Raw genomic sequence first — 19,867 nt, 5'->3', positions numbered from 1 at the left:
ACCGTCCCGCTCCGGCGGGACCGTGACAGGGCGCGCCCGCCCGGCCCGTGGCTCAACGGCCGGTGTGCGCCTCGGTGATCGCCAGCGCCGCTGCCATGATGCTCACCTGCGGGTTCACTTGCGGGCAGCTGGGAAGCGCCGAGGCGTCGGCGACGAGCACCCCCCGCACACCGCGCAGGCGGCCCTCCGGGTCGGCCGGGCAGCGCTGCGGGTCCGCGCCCGCGGCGACCGTGCCGGTGGGGTGGTACGCCGTCAGATGCAGTTGCCGCGCGCTGGTACCGGCGAGGACGGTGTCCAGCTCCGCGAGACTACGCACCCGGGGCGTGGCCGGAATGCCGGTGAGCACTTCCTCGGCGCCCGCGGCGAACAGCAACTCGCCCATGGCGCGTACGGCGTGCATCAGCCGGCCGGCGTCCCGGCGGTCCAGGTCGTAGCGGAGCAGGGTGCGGTCGCGGCCGAGGACCCGGCCCGAGGGACGGTCGGCGATCATCGCGCCGAGCGTGGCGAGCCGGTCGGCGCCCTCCAGTTCGCGGCGCAACTCGGCTCCCAGTCCGGGGAGGACGAAGGAGCCCATCCCGGGCGGGGTGGCGGTGGCCTCGATGAGGACGCCCCGCGAGTGGTGCTCCTCCACTCCGACGCTCTGCAGCACGCCCTTCCACGCGGTGACCGGTTCGGCGAAGCGTCCGGCGACGCTCGTGGCCGGGTGGACGCTGAGGTTGTGACCGAGGCGCGGGTGCCGGCCGAGGCCGGAGCGGCGCAGGAGCTGGGGGGACTGCAGGGCGCCCGCGGCGACGACGACGAGCGGCGCGAGGATCTCGAACCCGGCGCCGTCCCGGCGTACCCGCACGCCCGCCGCCCGCGGGCCCCCGGGCCGGTCCGCGTCGACGAGGACGCGCTCGGCCCGCGCCCCGGTGACGATGCGTGCTCCCGCGGCGCAGGCGTCGGGCAGTACGGAGAGCTGGACGCTCTGCTTGGCGCCGGTGGGACAGCCCACCACGCACTGGCAGGAGCCCCGGCAGCCCGGCGCGTTGCGGCGCAGGGGGGCTGCCCGCCAGCCGAGTTCCCGGGCTCCGGCGAGCGTCAGACGGCCGTTGTCGCCGAGGACGTCGAGAGGCTGGACGGCCACCTTCAGCGCGCGCTCGGCCTCGTCCAGGTACCGGTCGAAGCCTTCGGCGAGCGTGAACCCGAAGTCCTTGCTCCAGCGGTTCAGGACACGGTCCGGAGTGCGGTAGCAGGTACCGGAGTTGACCACGGTCGTACCGCCGACGGCGCGGCCCACCGGCAGCAGCAGCGGCGGGGCGCCGACGGCGACGGTCGCTCCGCCGTCGCGGTACAGCTCGGTGAACCGGTCCAGGGGCGGGCGCCGGCCGAACGACTCGGTGCTGTGGTGCCGTCCCTCTTCGAGGACGACCACGTCCAGTCCCGCGCGGGCCAGGGTCCGGGCGGCCGTCGCCCCGCCCGCGCCCGAGCCGATGACCACCGCGTCGGCGGTGGAGCGGGCGGGCCAGTCGGACGCGGGCGTCAGGTCGAGGGGCGGGTCCGCGCGCGGGACGGCGCGCGGGGAGGGGCCGTCCTGGAGCATCCGCTCGGTGCCGGCCGCCATGAGGACGGGCACCTTGAGCACGTCCAGCAGCGGCTGGAGGCCGGGGCGCGCGGCCAGTTCCGCCAGCACGGACTCCCTTTCGGGGGCGGTCAGGGCGCTCAGGGTGCGGCCGGTGCGCACGACGGCGTAGGCGTCCATGCCGCGCGCCGCCGCCCGGACCCCGGCCCGGGCGGCGAACGGCAGGGCGGCGAGCGTCGTCTCCAGTCGGGCGGGGACGCGGCGGGTCCAGTCGGCGCCTCCGTCGTCGGCGATGAGGGCGGACACGAGTCCGGCGAGGCTCATCGGGTGCCCACCTCCGCGTGGGCGGTTCCGTCGAGGGTCCACTCGGCCTCGGTGCGCCAGCCGCCGAACCACCACCGTTCCAGCAGGACGTGCGCGTCGGCACGCTCGCTGTTGCGGCACGTCGCGTGCCGGCCGTCGGGGTCGGTGTAGTCGAGCGCGAGGGTGCGGTCCGCGGGCTGGGTGACCTCGACCCGGACCCGGCGCAGCCCGCTGCGGCCGACGACGGTCCAGGTGGGCAGGGCGATGTCGGCACGGAAGCGTCCCGTTCCGGCCCAGCCGGCCGCGGGCCGCTCGGCCCGGCGGGGCCAGGTGCGACCGTGCCGGCGCAGCCGGAGGAACACCAGCGGAGGAAGCCGGCGCAGGCCGGGGCGCATGGAGACGGCGGCGACGATCTCCAGGACGTCTCCCCCGCCGAGGTCGGCGTGCAGCCAGGCCCAGCGGCGGGCGTTGCCGTGCCCGTAGATGCGCGCCGACGCGCCCGGTGCCGCGCTCAGCGTGAGGGTCTCGCCGTCGTGGGCGAACGTGCCGTCGTAGCGGGCGCGCGCGGCGGGGAGCATCTGGGCGGCCGGCAGCATCGGGCGGCGCCAGGCCCAGCGGGGGAAGGTGAACAGCGGGCCGTCGGTGGGCTTTTCGGCCAGGTCCCAGCGCAGTGCGCCGCCGTCAGCCGAGCCGGAGAGGCGCCCGGGCCGCACCTCGACGCCGTCGGCGCTGAACCCGGTCTCCCGGGGGCTGAACCCGGTGGGGCCGAAGCGGGCGTGCCGCACCGGACCGTCCTTGGGGAAGAGCGCGGCCCAGCCGTGCGCGTACGGCTCGGATCCGTCGTCGGGGGCGGTCAGCTCGTGGTGCAGCCACAGCCCCGCGCCCGTGGCCGGGTCGGTGACGGTGGTGTACCAGACCTCGGTGCGTCCCGGTTCCCCGCGCCAGCGCGGCCGGAGGAACTCGGCGGGGTCCTCCCGCTTGGGGAACCGGAATCCGGCGAGGAAGGGGAGGAGCCGGGTGGCGAGGGGGAAGCGCAGGGTACCGGTGCCGATCCGCACGCCGTCCTCGAGGAGGGTGTACGGCAGGACGGTCATGGAGGTCACGGGCCTGCGTGCGGTGACGGACTTCCAGCCGTCGAGGGTGAACCGGCGGCCGTCGGCGGTGAAGTCGAGGCGATAGCGGATACGGCGCCGGGCGATTGGCGAGATCTCCAACTCGCCCTGGACGTCCGGGTCGTCGGCCCATCCGGCGACGCGTATCCGGCCGGTGGCGCGGGCCTCGGTCGTGCCGAGGGGCCGTAGCACCCGGTCGGCAGAGACGGTCAGGTCGAGGCGCGTCCGCCGGGTCCGGTCCTCGCCGTCGAGCCGCAGGGTGCCGAGCATCGTCTCGCTGAAGACCGTGCCGCGAACGGGCGAGCCACGGTGCGCGGCCGGGTGCGTGGAGGTGCCGGTGCTCATGCGAGACCCTCCAGCATGATCCGCTCGGTGACCGTCAGATAGTGTTCGGCGGCCCGCCGGGCGGCCGCCGCGTCACCGGCCGTCACCGCGTCGACCACGGGTTCCAGTCGCTCGTGGGCCACCTGGGGGTCCGTGAACGGGGCCCTGAGCGCGGCACGCACCGGCAGGTAGGCGTTGAAGAGGGTGTTGGTCAGCAGGACGTAGACGCGGTTGCCGGTGGCGCGGGCCAGGGCGCGGTGGACCTCGATGTCCGCGAGCTGCACGGCGTCCGCGTCCACCGCGCCGCCCACGGCCACCAACCGGGCGCGCAGTTCCTGCCGTTGCCGGTCGGTCGCCCGGAGTGCGGCGCGCTCTGCCATCAAGGCGCCGATGCCGCGCCGTACTTCGAAGACCTCGCCGACCCAGTCGGGGCTGTGCCGTACGAGCATGGGCAGCAGGTCGGCGCCGCCCAGGCGCAGGTAGTCCCGTACGCGGGTGCCGACGCCGTGCCGGGTCTCCAGCAGCCCCGCCTGCGTCAGACGGCCGAACGCGTGCTTGAGGGTGGTGCGGGTGACGCCGTATCCGTCGGCGAGCGTGCGTTCCGGGGGCAGGTAAGTGCCCGCCGGATGGCGTCCGTCGAGGATGTCCTCCCGCAGTCGGCCCTCCAGGACGTCCACGATGGTCTCTCGGGGCAGTGCCTCCACGCCGTCCTCCCAGTGGCTCAGTGGATGAGCCACTGAACCAGTGCGGCGCGGTGGAGTCAATGGGCACGGCACGGCCGGCCCGGCCTCGCGTGGTGTGAACTGGGCGCGTTCCGGCGGGGATCGGCCCTCAGTGATGTCCGCCGCCCGGGTCCGGCGCGCCGCTCATCATGCGGAGCATGGCCGCCCCGCCGGTCCGCAGGAACCGGACCACGAGCACGGCGGCGAGGGCGAGGAAGACGATGTTGAGCCAGGTGGTGTAGTTCCAGCCGACGCCTTCCATGGGGACCTTCGCGTCGGCCTGGTCCGGGATCAGCCCGAGGCCGCCGAAGACGAACTCCACGAAGTACCCCGCGAGGACCATCGCGACGTAGAAGGTGCCGAGGAGGAAGACCGCCATCCCGCGGCCGTAGTACTTCCGGTAGATGTTCAGGATCGGCAGGATCAGCAGGTCGGCGAAGATGAACGCGACCACGCCGCCGAAGCTGATCCCTCCCTGCCACAGCACCACCGCCAGCGGCACGTTGCCGATGGAGCACACGAACGAGGCGATCGCCACCACCGGACCGATGAGGGGTCCCCACAGTTTGGCGGCAAGAGGATGTCCCTCGAAGAAGAAGGCGCGCCAGAACGCGTCGGGCACCCAGGCGGCGACGGCACCGGCGATGAGCAGGCCGACGGCCAGGTCGCGCAGGATGGCCGCCCACTCCATGACGAACACGTGGCTGGTGGCGGTGAAGCCCTCGCGGGAGAACAGGCGCTCGGTGAAGGAGCCGCCGCGCCGCACGGACATGTCCATCGCGGCGTGCCCCTCCATCGACCCGGCGAGACCCTGTTCCGCCTGCTCACGCGCCTGCCGCAGCAGCCGCTCGCGCAGGAACAGCCGGAACAGGAAGGCCAGCACGAGGATCATCACGGGGCCGCCGACGAACTCGGCAGCGGTGAACTGCCAGCCCATCAGGAGCGCGAGGATGACGCCCAGTTCGACGACCAGGTTGGTGGAGGCGATCTCGAAGGCCATGGCGGCGGTGAAGTTCGCGCCCTTGCGGAACAGCGAGCGGGCGAGCGCCACGGCGGCGTAGGAGCAGGAGGAGGACGCCGCTCCCAGACCGGCGGAGACGGCGAGGGTGCGGGGCCGGTCGTCGCCGAGCAGTGAGACGACGGTGGACTTGCGGACCACCGCCTGGACGACGGCGGACAGGGTGAACCCCAGGACGAGGGCCCAGGTGATCTCCCAGGTCATGGACCCGGTGATCGACAGTGCGTGCAGTACGGCGTGCATCCTCGCAGCCTCCCGTTCGGGGCACCGCGCGGGCGAAGGACACGCCGCCGCCGGGGGACGGGCGGGGACCGGCGTTCGCGGCTGACCGGTGCACCGCCGGGCGGCCGGCCGCTTACCCGAAAAGTAATCGCCCCCGCGTCCCACCCGATGGCATGATCATCGACGTCAGACGCCGACCGGCCGGAAGGATGCCATGACCGCCTACGTGATAGGCCACCTGCGGGAAGCCGCCCCGCACCCGGAGATCGCCGAGTACATCGCCCGTATCGCCGCGACCTTCGAACCGTACGGCGGCCGGTTCCTCGTGCACGGCGCACAGCACGAGGTGAAGGAGGGCGCCTGGCCGGGGCACGTCGTGGTGATCGGCTTCCCGTCGATGACCGAGGCGCGCGCGTGGTGGGACTCGGACGCATACCGGGCGATAGCGCCGCTGCGCTCGCGCCACATCGAGGGCGACATCGTCTTCGTACCGGGAGTCGCCGAGGACTATGACGCGACGGCCACCGCCAAGGCCATGCTGGAGGCCCTCCCCCACCAGTGACCGGCCGCCACGCCGGGCTGGCACGGCTCGACGCGCGGCCACAGACTGGAAAGGCGCGCGGCCGGCCGTGGCACCGAGCGGCCCCGCGTCGCCGTGGCGGGCGGGATCCGCGTCACCTCGGCTGTCACAGACCCGGCAGCTGTCCTGTCCTGTTGATGTGCGGGTTCCCGCACCGGGTCCGGTGAGGCTTCACCGGGGTCCGTCAGCCAAGCCGAATCAACGGATGGAGACAGTGATGAAGATCGTGGTCGTCGGCGGTACGGGGCTCATCGGCTCGCAGGTGATCGCGCTGTTGCGCGGTCGGGGTCACGAGGCGGTGGCGGCCTCTCCCTCCTCGGGCGTCAACGCGCTCACCGGCGAGGGTCTGGCGGACGCCCTCAAGGGCGCGGACGTGGTCGTGGACGTGTCGAACTCCCCGTCCTTCGACGCCGAGCCGGCGCTGGACTTCTTCACCCGGTCGGGACAGAACCTCGGCGCGGCCGAGCAGGAGGCGGGTGTCCGTCACCATGTGGCGCTCTCCATCGTCGGCGTCGACCAGGTGCCGGACTACGGCTACTACCGGGCCAAGGTCGCCCAGGAGGAAGCCGTCCGGGGCAGTGGCGTCCCGTACAGCATCGTGCGCGCCACCCAGTTCTTCGAGTTCGTCGCTCCGGTGATGGACATGACCAGCGAGGCCGGGGAGGTGCGGCTGCCCTCCCTCCGGCTGCGTCCGATCGCCTCCGCCGATGTCGCCGGTGCCGTGGCCGAGGCGGCGCTGGCCGAACCGTCGAACGGCGTGCGCAACATCGCCGGACCCGAGGTGCACGGACTCGACCGGCTCGGTGAGATCACCCTGGAGGTGAAGCCCGACGGCCGTACCGTCGTCACCGACGAGACGGCAGGGCTGTTCGCGGGGATGCCCGACGTGCTCACCGGCGACGACACGGTGGACGTCGTGACCACCCGCTACGAGGACTGGCTCAAGCGGAACTGACCCTCGGACCGGGGGTGCGGCACGTGTGTCCACGGACCCGCACGGGCGCGCGTGCCGCCCCACACCACAGCCTTCCCGGCCTCGGCACACCACGCCGGTGCCACGGCCCGCCGGCGCCCCCGTGGCCCGCTGGAGCTACGGATGCCCGGTGAGCCTGTGTGCCGACCGCTCGTACGCCCGTAGCTTGTCGGGCGCCAGCACCCAGTAGAGCCCGTCGATCCCGTCCGGTCCCACGGTGACGCTCACCAGGGCGACGGCGGCTCCGTCCTGGGCGAGCAGCACGGCGGGCCGGCCGTTCGCCTCGACCACGTCGTACACGGCCCGCGGGAAGAACTTCCGCGCGAACGCGCTGACCCTCGCCACCCGCGCTGCTCCCCCGACCTCCAGGCGTGCCACACCGCGCATGCCGTTGCCGTCCGCGTACGCCACGACGTCCGCCGAGAGCACGTTCTCGAGTGCGGCCACGTCACCGTGGCGTGCGGCGGCGACGAACGCGTCCAGCAGGCGCCGGTGCTGGGCGGTGTCGACGGGTGCGCGGCGCTCGGCGGCCAGGCGTTTGCGGGCCCGGCTGACGATCTGCCGGGTGTTGGCCTGACTCAGTTGCAGGATGCCGGCGATCTCGTCGTAGGCGTAGGCGAACGCCTCGCGCAGGACGTAGGCCGCCCGCTCCACGGGATTCAGCCGCTGCAGGACGAGCAGCACGGCCAGCTCCAGGGCCTCGCCGCGCTCCGCACCGACCTGGGGATCCACGCTGGTGTCCACGGGTTCGGGCAGCCACGGGCCCACGTAGGCCTCACGGCGGACCCGTGCCGACTGGGCCACGTTGACCGCCAGTCGGGTGGCGATCCTCGCCAGGTACGCCCCGGGGTCGAGCACCACGCTCCGGTCGGTGCCCTGCCAGCGGACCCACACGTCCTGCACCACGTCCTCGGCCTCGGACACGCTGCCCAGGACGCGGTAGGCGATGCCGAACAGCCGTGGCCGCAGCCGCTCGAACGCGTCCGCCGCCGCCCGCAGCGAGTCGCCGGTGAGGGGCTGCCGCTCGTCCATGGTGCCGATGCCTCCGCGGGTCGCCCCGGTGCCCTCGCGATGGTGTGCCTGCGGCACGGGGAGGACCTGCCGTGATCCTACGGCGGCCTGTCGCCGGGGCGCGCGGTGCCGGGGCCCGCCATCCAGGTCAGGACCCGGATTCGGGTCCCCGCAGGACGGCCCGGCCCGCCGCGCGGTGCTCGGCGGCCCCGGCCGGGTCCGTGCCGTCGAGCACGACCGCGATGCCTTCGTGGGCGAGCGCTTCCGCGTACCGGTTGCCGAGCCTCGGAGCCAGTTCCAGCGCCTGCCGGTGCAGTCGCAGCGCCTCCTCGGGCAGGCCGGCGAGGCGGCAGGTCTCGCCGTAACCGTACAAGTAGTGGATCTTCCAGTGTTCCTCGAACAACTCGTCCAGCAGCGCGAACGCCGCCCGGTGGCTGGCCAGTGCCTCCTCGTAGCGGCCCATCCGGCGCAGAGCCACGCCCAGGCTGTTCAGGCACCACGCCTGGTTGTCGAGGTGCCCGTCCTCGCGGGCGATCGTCAGCGCCTGCCGCAGGTGCCCCGCGGCCTCGTCCGGTTCCTCGTGGGCGATGGCGACCCCGAGGGTGATCCGGGCGGTCAGGGCGGGCGGCCAGCCGGGGTCGTCGTGCGGCAGGCTCAGGACCTCGCGGGCCAGCCGTGCCGCCTCCGTACGGTGGCCCAGCTGGAGCATCGCCCAGGCCTCGGAGGCGGCCGCGTGCGCGGCGCCCGTGGGGCAGCCCGCCTGCTCGTACAGCTTTCCCGCCAGACGGAAGAGGTCGAGCGGCTCCTCGACGTGCCCCGTGTCCCAGCTCAGATAGCCGCGGCGCAGGGCCAGCTCGGCGTCCGCCCGCACGTCCCCGGCCCGGGACAGCCGGCGTCCGGCCGCCTCGTAGGACGCGGCGGCCTCGGCCGTCCGGCCCGCGTTGTACCGGGCGAAGCCGAGATCGCTGTGCGCCTCGGCCAGTCGCACCGGGTCCCCGAGGCGTTCGGCGGCGGCGAGCGACCGTTCGAAGAGGACGTTCAGGTGAGTCGTGCCGCAGCGCCGCGCGAAGAAGGCGCGCAGGAACCGCGGCAGCTCGCTCACATGTGCGTCGGCGCCGACGGCGGCCGCCGTCTCGAAGGCGGCGATCAGGTTGCCGTACTCCCCGACGAACCAGTCGAAGGCCGCGTTCTTGTCCGCGAACCGCGGCAGCGCGGCCGGGGGCCGGCCCGCCGCGACCGCACGGCCCGCCGACAGGAACGGCATCGCGGCATCGGCGGCGGACGCCGCGTGCACGTAGTAGTCGAGGACCCGGCCCAGTGCCCGTTCGCGCTCGGGCGCGGGGTCCTGCTCCGCCGACGCCCGCCGCGCGTGCTGGTGCACCAGGTCGTGCAGCCGGTAGCGGTCCGGGGCGGGCTGCTGGACGAGGTGCGCGTCGACCAGGTCCTCCAGCATGTCCTGCGCGCTGTGCAGGGGCACGTCCGCCAGCGCCGCCGCCACGTACGCGTCGAAGGTCGCTCCGGGCAGCAGGGCGAGCATCCTGAACAGCCGGGCCCGGGGCCGGTTCAGCTGGCGTACGGACATGGCGAACGCGGTGTCGAACTCGCTCGCGCCCTGCGCCAGCCGCTCGACGAGGATGCCCACGGTCCATCCGGGCCGGTGCCGCAGCCGGGCCGCCGCGAGGCGCAGGGCCAGCGACAGCCGGCCGCACAGCCGCAGCACCTCGGCGGCCGCCTCCGGCTCACGGGCCAGTCTGCCGTCGGGGCCGCCCGGGTCGCCGCTCGCCCGCGCCAGCAGCTCCGCACTCTCCCGCGGGGTCAGCACATCGAGGGAGACCGGCGGCACCTCGTCCAGACCGAGGAGCCGGTTGCGGCTCGTGATCAGGGCGACGGAAGGACCGGCGCCGGGCAGCAGCGGGCGGACCTGGTCGGCGTCGGCCGCGTTGTCGAGGACCACGACGACCCGTCGGCGGGCCAGCTCCGACCGCCAGCAGGCGGCCAGCTGCTCGAGCCCCTCCCGAGGGACCCTCTCGGACGGCACGTCGAGCGCGCCGAGCAGCATCCGCAGGGCGGAGTCCGGGTCGAGCGGGGGCCGGCCGTCGGTGAAACCGTGCAGGTCCACGTAGAGCTGGGCATCCGGGAAGTCGACGGCGAGGCGGTGCGCGGCGTGCACCACCAGGCAGGTCTTGCCGACGCCCGCCATGCCGTCGACGGACACCACCCGGTGGCTGTCGACCGCGGCGAGCAGCTCGGCGAGCCGCTCCTCGCGTCCGGTGAAGTCGGGGACGTCGCGCGGCAGGTCGTTGCGTGGCACCGGCCGCACCTGGCGGCTGCTCTTCGGCGGCGCCGGCAGCGGGTTCGACGTCCGTTCCCACAGTGGGCGCAACGGGCGCGGGTCGCGCTGGACGAGACGGCAGAGGGCGACGACCGCGGGCCACGGCGGCACGGTCTGCCCGTTGAGATAGCGGGACAGTGAGGAGGAGCTGAGGCCGGTGTCCCGGGCGAGGGCCCGTACCCCGAGGCCGGAGAGTTCCTGGAGCAGGCGCAACCGGGCCGCCAGTTCCTCCAGTGGGTCCGTCTGGGTGTTCCTCTCGTGCGCGTCCACGTTCCCCCGCCTCCCCGTCCCGTGACGGCGCAAGTCTTCCCAGCCAAGTCCCGGCTGGTCAAGGCTGTTTCAGCTGTCCCACGGTGTCCCGTCGCCATGGTCGTGGGGCGCCGGCCGGGCTGTCATGGAGTCACGCCCCGCCGCAACGGGGCACCGACCCGAGAGAGGGAGACCGATGCAGTCTCGTATGCAGAACCCCGCCGTCGTCCTGTCCGACGCGATGCGGCCCGTTCAGGAGATCTTCAAGGCCGTGCACTCCGGTGGGGTGGACGGGCGGACGCTGGAGCTGGTGCATCTGCGGGTGAGCCAGATCAACGGCTGCAGCGCGTGTGTCGACGCCGGGGTCAAGTCCGCCCGCAAGGCGGGGGTGGACGACGAGGGGCTGGCCACGGTCGCCGCCTGGCGTGAGGCGCCGTACTTCAGCGACGAGGAGCGTGCGGCCCTCGCCCTCGCCGAGGCCGCGACGCGGCTGGCCGACCGTCCCGACCCGGTGAGCGACGAGGTCTGGGACACGGCCGCCACCTACTACGACGAGAAGCAGCTCGCCGCGATCGTGCTGATGATCGGCGTCACCAACCTGTTCAACCGGCTCAACGCCACGACCCGCCAGATCGCCGGCGCTTGGGGCTGACCGGTACGGCGGCGGCGATGCCGCCGTACCCGCCCGGAAGGCCGTCGTCTCGGCACCTGAACGCCCTGAAGTCGTATCCCACCAGCAGCAGTCCGGGAGGACGCACCGTGAAGAACGCACAGAAGCCGGCCGGTACCGCCACGTCCGAGGGATTCACGGACGAGGAGCGCGCCGCGATGAAGGAGCGTGCCCGGGAGGTCGGGCCGGCCGCACGCGGAGGATCGAAGGCGGACCGGGCGGCGGCGGACCAGGCGGCCGTCCTGGCGAAGATCGCCGAGATGCGGGACTCGGACCGGGCCATGGCCGAGCGGCTCCACGCCGTCGTCAAGGCGCACGCGCCCGGCCTCGCGCCGAAGCTCTGGTACGGGATGCCCGCGTACGCCGAGCACGGCAAGGTCGTCTGCTTCTTCCAGAGCGCGAAGAAGTTCGGCGCCAGGTACGCGACGCTCGGCTTCAGCGACAGGGCCCGCCTCGACGACGGCACCATGTGGCCGGCCGCGTACGCCCTGAGGGAACTGACCGCCGCCGACGAGGCGAGGATCGGCGCGCTGGTACGCCAGGCGGTGGGCTGAGACCGGTGCACGGGAGCCCCCGACGGGCGGCCGCCCAGGAATGGCAGGCCGCCCCGGGCGCCGGCCGGCCCACGTGGGCCGGTCGGGCGAAGGGCCGCCGCTCAGAGCCGGATGCGTGAGGAGAACACGCCCAGCCCGGCAAAGGCGGCCTCCCGCCACACGCGCAGGGGGCCGTCGAGGAGCTGCCGAGGATCCTCGTCCCCCGGCCGGTCGCCGATCCGGGCCAGTGCCCGGGTTCGTTCCTCGCCGGCCAGGGCGAGGACCGCTTCGACACCGGGCAGGTGGTGGCGTACGGCGGGGGCGCTCAGTACGGGGTCGCCGGGCCGGCCGGGCAGCGTCCCGGCGCGCTCGGGGCCGAGTCCGTGGAACAGGGCGGCCACGGGATTGTCCTTTGCGGATCGCCGCGGCGAACGGTGCGACGCGTGCGTCGAACCGTTCCCACCGGACGAGGACGTGGAGTGCGCCGTCGTCGGCCGGGGCGTCGAGGGCCGAGTCCTCGAGCATGTCGAGCAGGCGCAGCGCCTGCTCGGTGCCGCCGCCGTCGGGGCGCCGGACGGGCACCGCGCCGCCCGCGAGCGACACGTCCTCCGTCCACCGTGCCCACGCCCGCACGGTCGACTCCCGCGCGGCCGCCGCCTCGATCGCGGCACCGCGGCCGGCGCGAGCCGGGCCGCGTCCTCGTCGTCGAGCGCCCCTACGACCCAGAATCCGGACGATCCCCTACCGGGCACCCCTCTCTCTCGTCCCCGGCCCCGGCGACCCCGCGCCCCGGCGGCGCCGCCCGTTCCGCAGGGAGGCGGCACCACCGGGTCACGGGGTCCGGTCGGTCGGGTGGGAAGGGAACCTACTCGATGACCTTGAGCAGCTTGTTGGCCGTGCCGCTGCTCGGGTTGGTGATCTTGTCGGCGGTCGCACCGCCGGTGAGGGCGGAGGCGACCTGGGCCGGGGTGGCGTCCGGGTGCCCGGCCAGGTAGACGGCGGCGGCGCCCGTGACGTGGGGGGTGGCCATCGAGGTGCCGGAGATCGTCTTGGTGCCCTCGTCGCTGTCGTTCCAGTCGGAGGTGATGTCCGAGCCGGGGGCGTACAGGTCCACCGTCTTGCCGAAGTTGGAGAAGTCCGACTGCGCGTCGTCCTTGGTGCTGGACGCGACCGTGATGGCCTCGGGGACTCTCGCCGGGGAGCTCTGGCCGGCGTCCGCCGACTCGTTGCCGACGGCGACCGCGAACGTCACGCCCGAGGCGATGGCCTTGCCGACCGCCGCGTCGAGGGCCTGGTCGACGCCTCCGCCGAGGCTCATGTTGGCGACGGACGGACCCTTGTGGTTCTTGGTCACCCAGTCGATGCCGGCGACGACCTGCTCGGTGGTGCCGGAGCCGTTGTCGTCGAGGACCCTGACCGCGACGATCTTGGCCTTCTTGGCCACACCGTGGGCCGTACCGGCGATGGTTCCGGCCACGTGGGTGCCATGACCGTTGCCGTCGTCGGCGGTGTCGTCCTTGTCGACCGCGTCGAACCCGTAGGCGGCACGGCCGCCGAAGTCCTTGTGGCTGATGCGTACGCCGGTGTCGATGACGTACGCGGTCACCCCCTCGCCGCCCTTGTCGGGGTAGGTGTACTTGCCGTCGCCCGCGGTGTCCTTCTGGTCGATGCGGTCCAGCCCCCAGGACGGCGGCTTGTCCTGGGTGGCGTCGATGTGGAACTTCTTGTTCTGCACCACCGTGGCGACCGCCGGGTCGGCGGCCAGGCGTTTGGCCTCCGTCTCGCTGAGGCTGTCCGCGGAGAACCCGTTGACCGACGAGCCGTAGGTCCGGCTGATCTGGCCGCCGTACTCCTGGGCCAGGTCCTGCTTCTCGGCGCCCGAGGTCTTCTGGTCCAGCAGGACGATGTAGCTGCCGGACACGGCTCCTTCGGCGTTCAGGCCGTAGACCACGCCTTCCGCGGGCTGGTCCGCCTGCGCGGCGGGGGTCACGTACAGGGCGGTGCCCGCGACGGTTGCGGCGGCCGCGATCGCGGTGACGGTCTTGGCCCTGCCTATGCGTTTGTGATGCGCCGTCAAGAGGGGTCTCCTCGTGCTGTGTGTGGGGGGATCGGCGCGAGCGGCGACGTCCTGCTCGCGCCATGGAGCGTGCCTACTTGTCGCGAGCAGATCAATCCCCGCATCCCGCGACGACGGCCCGGCCGAGGCCGATCTCCACAGGACTCACGCATCCACGAGGCAACCCGCACGCATTCGCGCAGCCCGTCGCGTTGGTTGAATCACCAAGGAACGATCAAGAAAAGTCCGTGACCATTCCTTCACCGGCCGTCCACGGAGGGACGCGCTCCGGCACATGAATCCGCACTCGTGCGCGACACCGAGGGTGTGTGCCCGTATGGGTTGCAACCCCTGCCCCGGGGTCGTTAGCTGGTAAGTACCGGCGGTGAGAAGAGCGCATGGGGGCCACGGCATGGACCGCGGGCCCACGCTCCACCTGTGCGTCCCCCGGGCAGCGGCCTTTCCACCGCCGTCGTCCAGCGCCAGCCGCGGAGGTGGTCAGGGTGAAAGCCGTCGTCTACGAAAAGCCGTTCAGCGTGACGGTGAGGGACGTCGATGATCCGCAGATCCAGCACCCGAACGACGTGCTGGTGAGGGTCACGTCGACCGCGATATGCGGTTCCGACCTGCATATGTACGAGGGCCGCACCGCAGCGGAGGCCGGCATCGTCTTCGGGCACGAGAACCTCGGCATCGTCGAGGAGGTCGGCAGCGGTGTGACCTCCTTGTCCCAGGGTGACCGCGTGGTCATGCCGTTCAACGTGGCCTGTGGGTTCTGCAAGAACTGCCTCGCCGGGAAGACCGGGTTCTGTCTGACGGTCAATCCGGGCTTCGCCGGCGGAGCCTACGGCTATGTCGCGATGGGCCCCTACAAGGGCGGCCAGGCCGAGCTGCTGCGGGTGCCGTTCGCGGACTTCAACTGCTTGAAGCTGCCGCCGGGCGACGAATTCGAGACCGACTTCGTGCTGCTCGCCGACATCTTCCCGACCGGGTACCACGGATGCGAACTCGCCCAGGTCACCCCGGGTGAGAGCGTGGCCGTCTACGGCGCGGGCCCCGTGGGTCTGATGGCCGCCTACTCCGCGCTGTTGCGGGGCGCGTCGAAGGTGTTCTCCGTGGACCGCGTGCCCGAGCGGCTCGCCAAGGCGGAGGAGATCGGGGCGATCCCCATCGACTTCACCAAGGGCGACCCGGCCGAACAGATCAGGGAACAGACGGGAGGCGAGGGAACCGACAAGGGCGTGGACGCCGTCGGCTACCAGGCCCAGTCGCACGACACGAGCCACGAGGAACCGGCCATCGTCCTCAACGAACTCGTCATGACGGTCCGGCCCACCGGCATGCTCGGCATACCGGGTCTGTACGTGCCCTCCGACCCGGGCGGACCCGACGAGCACGCCAAGCAGGGCCAGCTGCTGGTCTCCATCGGCAAGATGTTCGAGAAGGGCCAGCAGATGGGCACCGGTCAGTGCAACGTCAAGCGGTACAACCGCCAGTTGCGCGACATGATCATCGCCGGGCGGGCCAAGCCCAGCTTCGTGGTCTCCCACGAGCTGCCGCTGGAGGACGCCCCGTTGGCGTACGAGAAGTTCGACAAGCGGATCGAGGGCTACACCAAGGTGGTGCTGCACCCGGGTCACGCACTCGCCGCGTGAGGCGGTCGTGACGTCCGCATGACGCGGAAGGTCCCGGCGCACGGGGTGCGCCGGGACCTTCTCGGCAGGTGCCCGAAAGGGCGGCCGGGCCTCAGTTCGTGGCGGACGGAGTGCGGCGCGGCAGCTTCCAGTTCGGGCGCGGGAAGTGGCAGGTGTACCCGTTGGGGTAGCGCTCCAGGTAGTCCTGGTGCTCGGGCTCCGCCTCCCAGAAGTCGCCCACCGGCTCGACCTCCGTGACGACCTTGCCCGGCCACAGACCGCTCGCCTCGACGTCCGCGATGGTGTCCACGGCGACGCGGTGCTGCTCCTCGTCGGTGTAATAGACGGCGGACCGGTAGCTTCGCCCGAGGTCGTTGCCCTGGCGGTCCCGCGTCGTCGGGTCGTGGATCTGGAAGAAGAACTCCAGGATGTCGCGGTAGCTGGTGGCCGTGGGATCGAAGAGGATCTCGATGGCCTCGGCATGGTCGCCGTGGTTGCGGTACGTGGCGTTCGGCGTGTCACCGCCGCTGTAGCCGACGCGCGTGCCCACGACACCCGGCTGCTTGCGGATCAGGTCCTGCATGCCCCAGAAACAACCGCCCGCCAGCACGGCTCGCTCGGTTCCCACTGTCATCGGTCGCTCCCTCACGCTCGACCCACGGTCCGGCGCGCTCGTCGGCGTGCCGGCCCCACGGTCACTCGGCCTCTTACTGTCGACGAGCGGCCGGTCGACGGCCGCTCACGACACATTCTGCAACCGGGGATCGGCGCGTTTGATTCCCGGTCGCCGCCCCTCGGGGGGCCCTTTCCGCCCAGGTGTCAGGCGGCCTCCCCGTCTCCCTTCGGTGTGGGGCCCGCGGCTATCGAGAAGTCCAGGGCGAGGCCGTCGCCGGTGGCGTGGGCGGAGGTCAGCGCTACCCCGCGGGGCAGTCCGGTGACGGCGACCGTGCGGGGCTTCAGCCGGTCCCTGAGCCCGGACGCGGCCGGCAGGGCGTCGAGGTCGTCGACCGGCACGTTCCGGCCGAGGACGCCGACCGTGGTGGGCGTGATGGTGAAGGCGTCGGACGTGGTGGACACCTTCGCCCGCACGGTGACCGGCAGCCCCAGGGTCCCGACGCTGCCGCCGAGGACCAGGTCCCCGTCCCGGCCGCCGGCCGTCAGCCCGTCACCGAGTGCCCCCAGGCGCCGGGTCACCTGGTCGTATCCGACGGTGGCGGTGGCGGTGCCGCCGGCGCTGCGGCCGTCCGTCGTGACGTCCTTCAGCCGGACGGTCACGTCCATCACGGCGTGCTGGCGGTGTACGCCCTCGGCGCTCACCTCCACGTCACCGACGTCTCCGCCGAGGGTGCGCAGTCCGGCGAGCGAGGTGGTGAGGTCGACGTGCACCGGCCCGTCGGGGCGCAGACTGCGCGACGCCTGGTCGGCGACCTTCGCCTCGGTCCGGTGCTCGACGAGGAGATCGGTCGCGCAGACGACGGCGGCCAGTGTCGCGGCGGCCGCGACCAGGGTGAGGGTCCTGCCTCGGCGGTTGAGGATCACGTGGGTTCTGCTCCGGTTCGGTCGGGTGGATGCGGGACGGTCAGGCGTGCACGTGCGGCAGGAGCCGGTCGAGCCGGCGGGGTATCCACCAGTTCGCCCTGCCCATGAGGAACATGGCCGACGGCACCAGGACCAGCCTGACCACCGTCGCGTCGACGATCACACTGATCGCCAGTCCCAGCGCGAGCATCTTCACGACCACGGTGGGCGAGGCGGTGAACGACAGGAACACCGCGGTCATGATGAAGGCGGCGGCCGAGATGACACGCGCCGTCGAGGACAGCCCCTCCCCCACGGAGAGCCTGTTGTCGCCGGTGCGGTTCCAGGCTTCCGCGATCCGGGACAGCAGGAAGATCTCGTAGTCCATGGACAGTCCGAAGACGATGGCGAACATCATCATCGGGACGTACGACTCGATGGGCACCGGCTCGGACAGGCCCAGCAGCGAGTCCCCCCAGCCCCATTGGAAGACCGCCACGAGCACGCCGTAGGAAGCGGCCGTGGTGAGGAGGTTGAGGACGACGGCCTTGAGGGGGATCACCACACTGCGGAAGACGGTCGTCAGCAGCAGGAAGGCGAGGACCAGGACGATGCCGATGACGAGGGGCAGCCGCTCGCCGATGGTGGCGCGGAAGTCCGCCTGGCCGGCCACACTGCCGGTCGGACAGGCCTTCGCTCCCGTGCCGTCGAGGGCCTTCGGCAGCGTCCGCCCGGACAGGGTGTCGAGCAGGGCGCCGGTCTCCTGGTCCTGCGGGCCGGTGGCCGGGGTGACCGTGGTGGCGAGGACCTTTCCGTCCGGGCTCGCCCTGACGGGGCTCACGGACGCGACGCCGGGGGTGCCCCGGAGGGCGGCGGTCAGGTCCTGGGAGATCCGGTCGGCGGGTGTCGTCGCCCGGCTCACGTCGACGACGACGAGGACGGGTCCGTTCGCCCCCGGTCCGAAGCCCGGCCCGTCGGCGTGCGCGATCCAGTCGTACGCCGTACGCGTGCTGCTGCCGGCCCGGTCCGCGCCGGCGTCGACGTGGCCGAGGCGCATCGACAGCAGGGGCACGGAGCACAGGCCCAGGACCGTGAGGCCGACGACCAGGAAGGTCCACGGGCGCCGGGAGACGAGTCCGGCGTAGCGGTGCCAGCCGTCGCGCGCTCCCGTGCTCTCGGCCACCGGGCGGCGCACCCGCAGCCGGTCGATGCGCCGGCCGACCAGTCCCAGGGCGGCCGGGACCAGGGTGAGGGCGGCAGCGGCGGTCACGACGACGGCGAGGGTGGCCGCCAGCCCGATCTTCCCGATGAAGGTCAGTCCGCAGGCGTAGAGGCTGAGCATGGCGACGGCCACGGTCAGGGCGGCGATGAGCACGGCACGTCCGCTGGTGTGGGCGGTGCGTGCCGCGGCCTCGACCGGATCGCGCCCCTCGACGAGGTCCTGCCGGAAGCGCGTGGTCAGGAACAGGGCGTAGTCGATGCCGACGCCTAGGCCGATCATGCCCGCGAGGGTCGTGGCGGAGGTGGCGAGGGAGAGGGTGGCGGCGACGACGCCCACGATGCCGAGACCGACGCCGACGCTGATCAGGGCGGTGACCAGGGGCAGCAGCGCGGCGAGGACACTGCCGAAGGCCAGCAGCAGGATGACGAGGGCGGTGGCGACACCCACACCCTCGCTGAGCTTGTCGTCGGCCGGTTCCCGCACCACCTGTTCGAGGTCGCCGCCGTACGCGACGCCCAGCCCCGCCGCCCGGGCGGGCGCCGTCGCCTCGTCCAGCCGCGCGGTGTAGTCGTGACCGAGGCTCTTCAGCTGCTCGTCGAAGGAGACGGTGGTGTACGCGGTACGCCCGTCGTCGCTGGTCACGAGCGCGGAGGCGGCAGTGACGTGCGGCAGGTCGCGCAGCTCGGCCACGGTCCGGTCCACGGCGGACCGCCGGTCGCCCACGGTGCCGGAGCCGGTGTGGAAGACGACCTTGCCGTTGGGCCTGCCCGCGTCGGGCAGGGACCGGGCCAGGAGGTCGGCACCGGTGTGGGAGGCGGTGCCGGGCAGGCTGACCTGATCGCTGAACGTGGGGGCGGCCAGGTGCCGGCCGGCAAGGGCCGCGGCGAGGACCAGCAGCCAGCCGGCGATGACGGCTGCGGGGTGCCGGGCGCAGAAGGCGCCGAGGCGGCCGAGTCCGCCGGGCGCGGGCGCGGGTCCGGCCGGTGGACGCGGACCGGCGGGCGCTTCGGCCGGCGCCGGGAGGTGGGGCGAGGAACGGGGCACCGTGGCCTCCAGAGGAAAGTGTCACGACTGACGCGAACTCTAGAGAAGAAATGGCATGCATGACAATTGGCATGGATGACATATGGCTGATGCGGGGTCCCCTGACGTGACACGCGTGCCGATTGACAGTCGCGACAGCATGGCGGAGGCTCGCCCCATGCCGAACGAGATCGCCCCCGCCGGACTGCGCGAGCGCAAGAAGGCGGAGACGCGGCGCCTGCTGCTGGAGGGAGCCGCGCGCCTGTTCCGCGAGCGGGGCTTCGAGGCCACGACGGTCGCGGACATCGCCGCTCACGCGAACGTCTCGGTACGCACGTTCTTCCGCTACTTCGAGAGCAAGGAAGCGCTGCTGCTGCCCGACGGCGTCGAGATCTTCGCGTACGTGGAGAACGCCCTGGCCGGGCGTCCGGCGGACGAGGAGCCCCTGGACGCGGTGTGCAACGCCCTGCTGGAGGCGGCCGAGCCGTTCGCGGCCTCCACCCTGTCCGCCCTCAGTCATCCGCTGGAGGACATCGAGAACGTCGTCACGGCCCGCCTCGTGCAGGCCTTCTCCGACTTCGAGGAGCGGCTGACCGCCCTGGTCCGGCGCCGGCTCCCGCCGGACGCTCCGGACGCCGACCTGGAGGCGGCCGTCATCGCGTGCGCCGCACTGTCCGCGGTACGTGCCGTCCTGCGGACGCGCCGGGCGCGCCGTGCGACCGGTCCGACGGACACGGGCCCGGCGACCCTGCTGCGGGCCTTCCGCATCCTGCGGGGCATCGGCACCCGGTAACGGGGCGAGCG

The 19,867-nt window shown here is 72.9% G+C and carries 17 protein-coding genes; 6 read left to right on the top strand and 11 right to left on the bottom strand.

Annotated features, from left to right (window positions below):
• Window positions 1–52: 52 nt before the first annotated feature.
• The 4 genes from BLW57_RS36845 to BLW57_RS36830 form a co-directional block, all read right to left on the bottom strand.
• Window positions 53–1,885, bottom strand: coding sequence for a GMC family oxidoreductase (locus BLW57_RS36845; protein ID WP_093480020.1), 1,833 nt, complete (start codon window positions 1,883–1,885; stop codon window positions 53–55).
• Window positions 1,882–3,321, bottom strand: a complete 1,440-nt coding sequence (locus BLW57_RS36840) for a hypothetical protein (RefSeq protein ID WP_093480019.1) — start codon at window positions 3,319–3,321, stop codon at window positions 1,882–1,884. Before BLW57_RS36840 ends, BLW57_RS36845 begins: the two co-directional genes overlap by 4 nt.
• Window positions 3,318–4,037 carry a FadR/GntR family transcriptional regulator gene (locus BLW57_RS36835; RefSeq protein WP_256339695.1) on the bottom strand — a complete coding sequence of 240 codons (720 nt, stop codon included), beginning with the start codon at window positions 4,035–4,037 and terminating at the stop codon, window positions 3,318–3,320. Before BLW57_RS36835 ends, BLW57_RS36840 begins: the two co-directional genes overlap by 4 nt.
• A gap of 94 nt (window positions 4,038–4,131) precedes the next feature.
• On the bottom strand, window positions 4,132–5,283 hold the full coding sequence (locus BLW57_RS36830; RefSeq protein WP_093480017.1) for a permease: 1,152 nt from the start codon (window positions 5,281–5,283) through the stop codon (window positions 4,132–4,134).
• 193 nt (window positions 5,284–5,476) lie between these two features.
• Between BLW57_RS36830 and BLW57_RS36825 the strand changes: the two genes are divergently transcribed.
• Window positions 5,477–5,824, top strand: coding sequence for a DUF1330 domain-containing protein (locus BLW57_RS36825; protein WP_093480016.1), 348 nt, complete (start codon window positions 5,477–5,479; stop codon window positions 5,822–5,824).
• A 235-nt stretch (window positions 5,825–6,059) separates the two neighbouring features.
• Window positions 6,060–6,797 (top strand): SDR family oxidoreductase, encoded by a 738-nt coding sequence (locus BLW57_RS36820; RefSeq protein ID WP_093480015.1) that lies wholly within the window; start codon window positions 6,060–6,062, stop codon window positions 6,795–6,797.
• A gap of 135 nt (window positions 6,798–6,932) precedes the next feature.
• On the opposite strand, the gene sigJ is transcribed toward BLW57_RS36820, so the two are convergent.
• Complete coding sequence (gene sigJ / locus BLW57_RS36815; protein ID WP_093481090.1) at window positions 6,933–7,847, bottom strand: RNA polymerase sigma factor SigJ; 915 nt, start codon at window positions 7,845–7,847, stop codon at window positions 6,933–6,935.
• 127 nt (window positions 7,848–7,974) lie between these two features.
• Complete coding sequence (locus BLW57_RS36810; protein ID WP_093480014.1) at window positions 7,975–10,428, bottom strand: tetratricopeptide repeat protein; 2,454 nt, start codon at window positions 10,426–10,428, stop codon at window positions 7,975–7,977.
• 175 nt (window positions 10,429–10,603) lie between these two features.
• On the opposite strand from BLW57_RS36810, the gene BLW57_RS36805 reads away from it, so the two are divergent.
• Both BLW57_RS36805 and BLW57_RS36800 read left to right on the top strand, forming a co-directional pair.
• Window positions 10,604–11,059: a carboxymuconolactone decarboxylase family protein gene (locus tag BLW57_RS36805; protein ID WP_093480013.1), complete on the top strand. Its 456-nt coding sequence runs from the start codon at window positions 10,604–10,606 to the stop codon at window positions 11,057–11,059.
• A gap of 176 nt (window positions 11,060–11,235) precedes the next feature.
• On the top strand, window positions 11,236–11,631 hold the full coding sequence (locus tag BLW57_RS36800) for an iron chaperone (protein WP_256339869.1): 396 nt from the start codon (window positions 11,236–11,238) through the stop codon (window positions 11,629–11,631).
• A gap of 101 nt (window positions 11,632–11,732) precedes the next feature.
• Here BLW57_RS36800 and BLW57_RS36795 read toward each other — a convergent pair whose 3' ends face one another.
• Both BLW57_RS36795 and BLW57_RS36790 read right to left on the bottom strand, forming a co-directional pair.
• Complete coding sequence (locus tag BLW57_RS36795; RefSeq protein ID WP_093480012.1) at window positions 11,733–12,011, bottom strand: hypothetical protein; 279 nt, start codon at window positions 12,009–12,011, stop codon at window positions 11,733–11,735.
• A 464-nt stretch (window positions 12,012–12,475) separates the two neighbouring features.
• Window positions 12,476–13,687, bottom strand: coding sequence for a S8 family peptidase (locus BLW57_RS36790; protein WP_093480011.1), 1,212 nt, complete (start codon window positions 13,685–13,687; stop codon window positions 12,476–12,478).
• 482 nt (window positions 13,688–14,169) lie between these two features.
• Here BLW57_RS36790 and BLW57_RS36785 point away from each other — a divergent pair, with 482 nt between their 5' ends.
• Window positions 14,170–15,321, top strand: a complete 1,152-nt coding sequence (locus BLW57_RS36785) for a glutathione-independent formaldehyde dehydrogenase (RefSeq protein ID WP_093480010.1) — start codon at window positions 14,170–14,172, stop codon at window positions 15,319–15,321.
• 91 nt (window positions 15,322–15,412) lie between these two features.
• On the opposite strand, the gene msrA is transcribed toward BLW57_RS36785, so the two are convergent.
• The 3 genes from msrA to BLW57_RS36770 form a co-directional block, all read right to left on the bottom strand.
• Window positions 15,413–15,934 (bottom strand): peptide-methionine (S)-S-oxide reductase MsrA, encoded by a 522-nt coding sequence (gene msrA, locus BLW57_RS36780; RefSeq protein WP_093480009.1) that lies wholly within the window; start codon window positions 15,932–15,934, stop codon window positions 15,413–15,415.
• A 185-nt stretch (window positions 15,935–16,119) separates the two neighbouring features.
• Window positions 16,120–16,839 (bottom strand): LmeA family phospholipid-binding protein, encoded by a 720-nt coding sequence (locus BLW57_RS36775; protein ID WP_093480008.1) that lies wholly within the window; start codon window positions 16,837–16,839, stop codon window positions 16,120–16,122.
• A gap of 40 nt (window positions 16,840–16,879) precedes the next feature.
• The gene (locus BLW57_RS36770; RefSeq protein ID WP_093480007.1) at window positions 16,880–19,084 is read right to left on the bottom strand and encodes an MMPL family transporter; all 2,205 of its coding nucleotides are present in this window, start codon (window positions 19,082–19,084) and stop codon (window positions 16,880–16,882) included.
• Between the two features lie 157 nt (window positions 19,085–19,241).
• On the opposite strand from BLW57_RS36770, the gene BLW57_RS36765 reads away from it, so the two are divergent.
• Window positions 19,242–19,856, top strand: a complete 615-nt coding sequence (locus BLW57_RS36765) for a TetR/AcrR family transcriptional regulator (RefSeq protein ID WP_093480006.1) — start codon at window positions 19,242–19,244, stop codon at window positions 19,854–19,856.
• Window positions 19,857–19,867: the final 11 nt, after the last annotated feature.

The organism is Streptomyces sp. 1222.5 (assembly GCF_900105245.1).
Taxonomy (GTDB): domain Bacteria; phylum Actinomycetota; class Actinomycetes; order Streptomycetales; family Streptomycetaceae; genus Streptomyces; species Streptomyces albidocamelliae.
Note: the sequence above shows the minus strand (reverse complement) of the source record. Positions and strands in the feature narration are given on the sequence as shown.

What these genes read in the sequence shown, in the direction of transcription:
- BLW57_RS36845 (WP_093480020.1), bottom strand. Translation starts at nt 1,885, where the DNA reads ATGAGCCTCGCCGGACTCGTGTCCGCCCTCATCGCCGACGACGGAGGC.
- BLW57_RS36840 (WP_093480019.1), bottom strand. Translation starts at nt 3,321, where the DNA reads ATGAGCACCGGCACCTCCACGCACCCGGCCGCGCACCGTGGCTCGCCC.
- BLW57_RS36830 (WP_093480017.1), bottom strand. Translation starts at nt 5,283, where the DNA reads ATGCACGCCGTACTGCACGCACTGTCGATCACCGGGTCCATGACCTGG.
- BLW57_RS36825 (WP_093480016.1), top strand. Translation starts at nt 5,477, where the DNA reads ATGACCGCCTACGTGATAGGCCACCTGCGGGAAGCCGCCCCGCACCCG.
- BLW57_RS36820 (WP_093480015.1), top strand. Translation starts at nt 6,060, where the DNA reads ATGAAGATCGTGGTCGTCGGCGGTACGGGGCTCATCGGCTCGCAGGTG.
- sigJ (WP_093481090.1), bottom strand. Translation starts at nt 7,847, where the DNA reads ATGGACGAGCGGCAGCCCCTCACCGGCGACTCGCTGCGGGCGGCGGCG.
- BLW57_RS36805 (WP_093480013.1), top strand. Translation starts at nt 10,604, where the DNA reads ATGCAGTCTCGTATGCAGAACCCCGCCGTCGTCCTGTCCGACGCGATG.
- BLW57_RS36800 (WP_256339869.1), top strand. Translation starts at nt 11,236, where the DNA reads ATGAAGGAGCGTGCCCGGGAGGTCGGGCCGGCCGCACGCGGAGGATCG.
- msrA (WP_093480009.1), bottom strand. Translation starts at nt 15,934, where the DNA reads ATGACAGTGGGAACCGAGCGAGCCGTGCTGGCGGGCGGTTGTTTCTGG.
- BLW57_RS36765 (WP_093480006.1), top strand. Translation starts at nt 19,242, where the DNA reads ATGCCGAACGAGATCGCCCCCGCCGGACTGCGCGAGCGCAAGAAGGCG.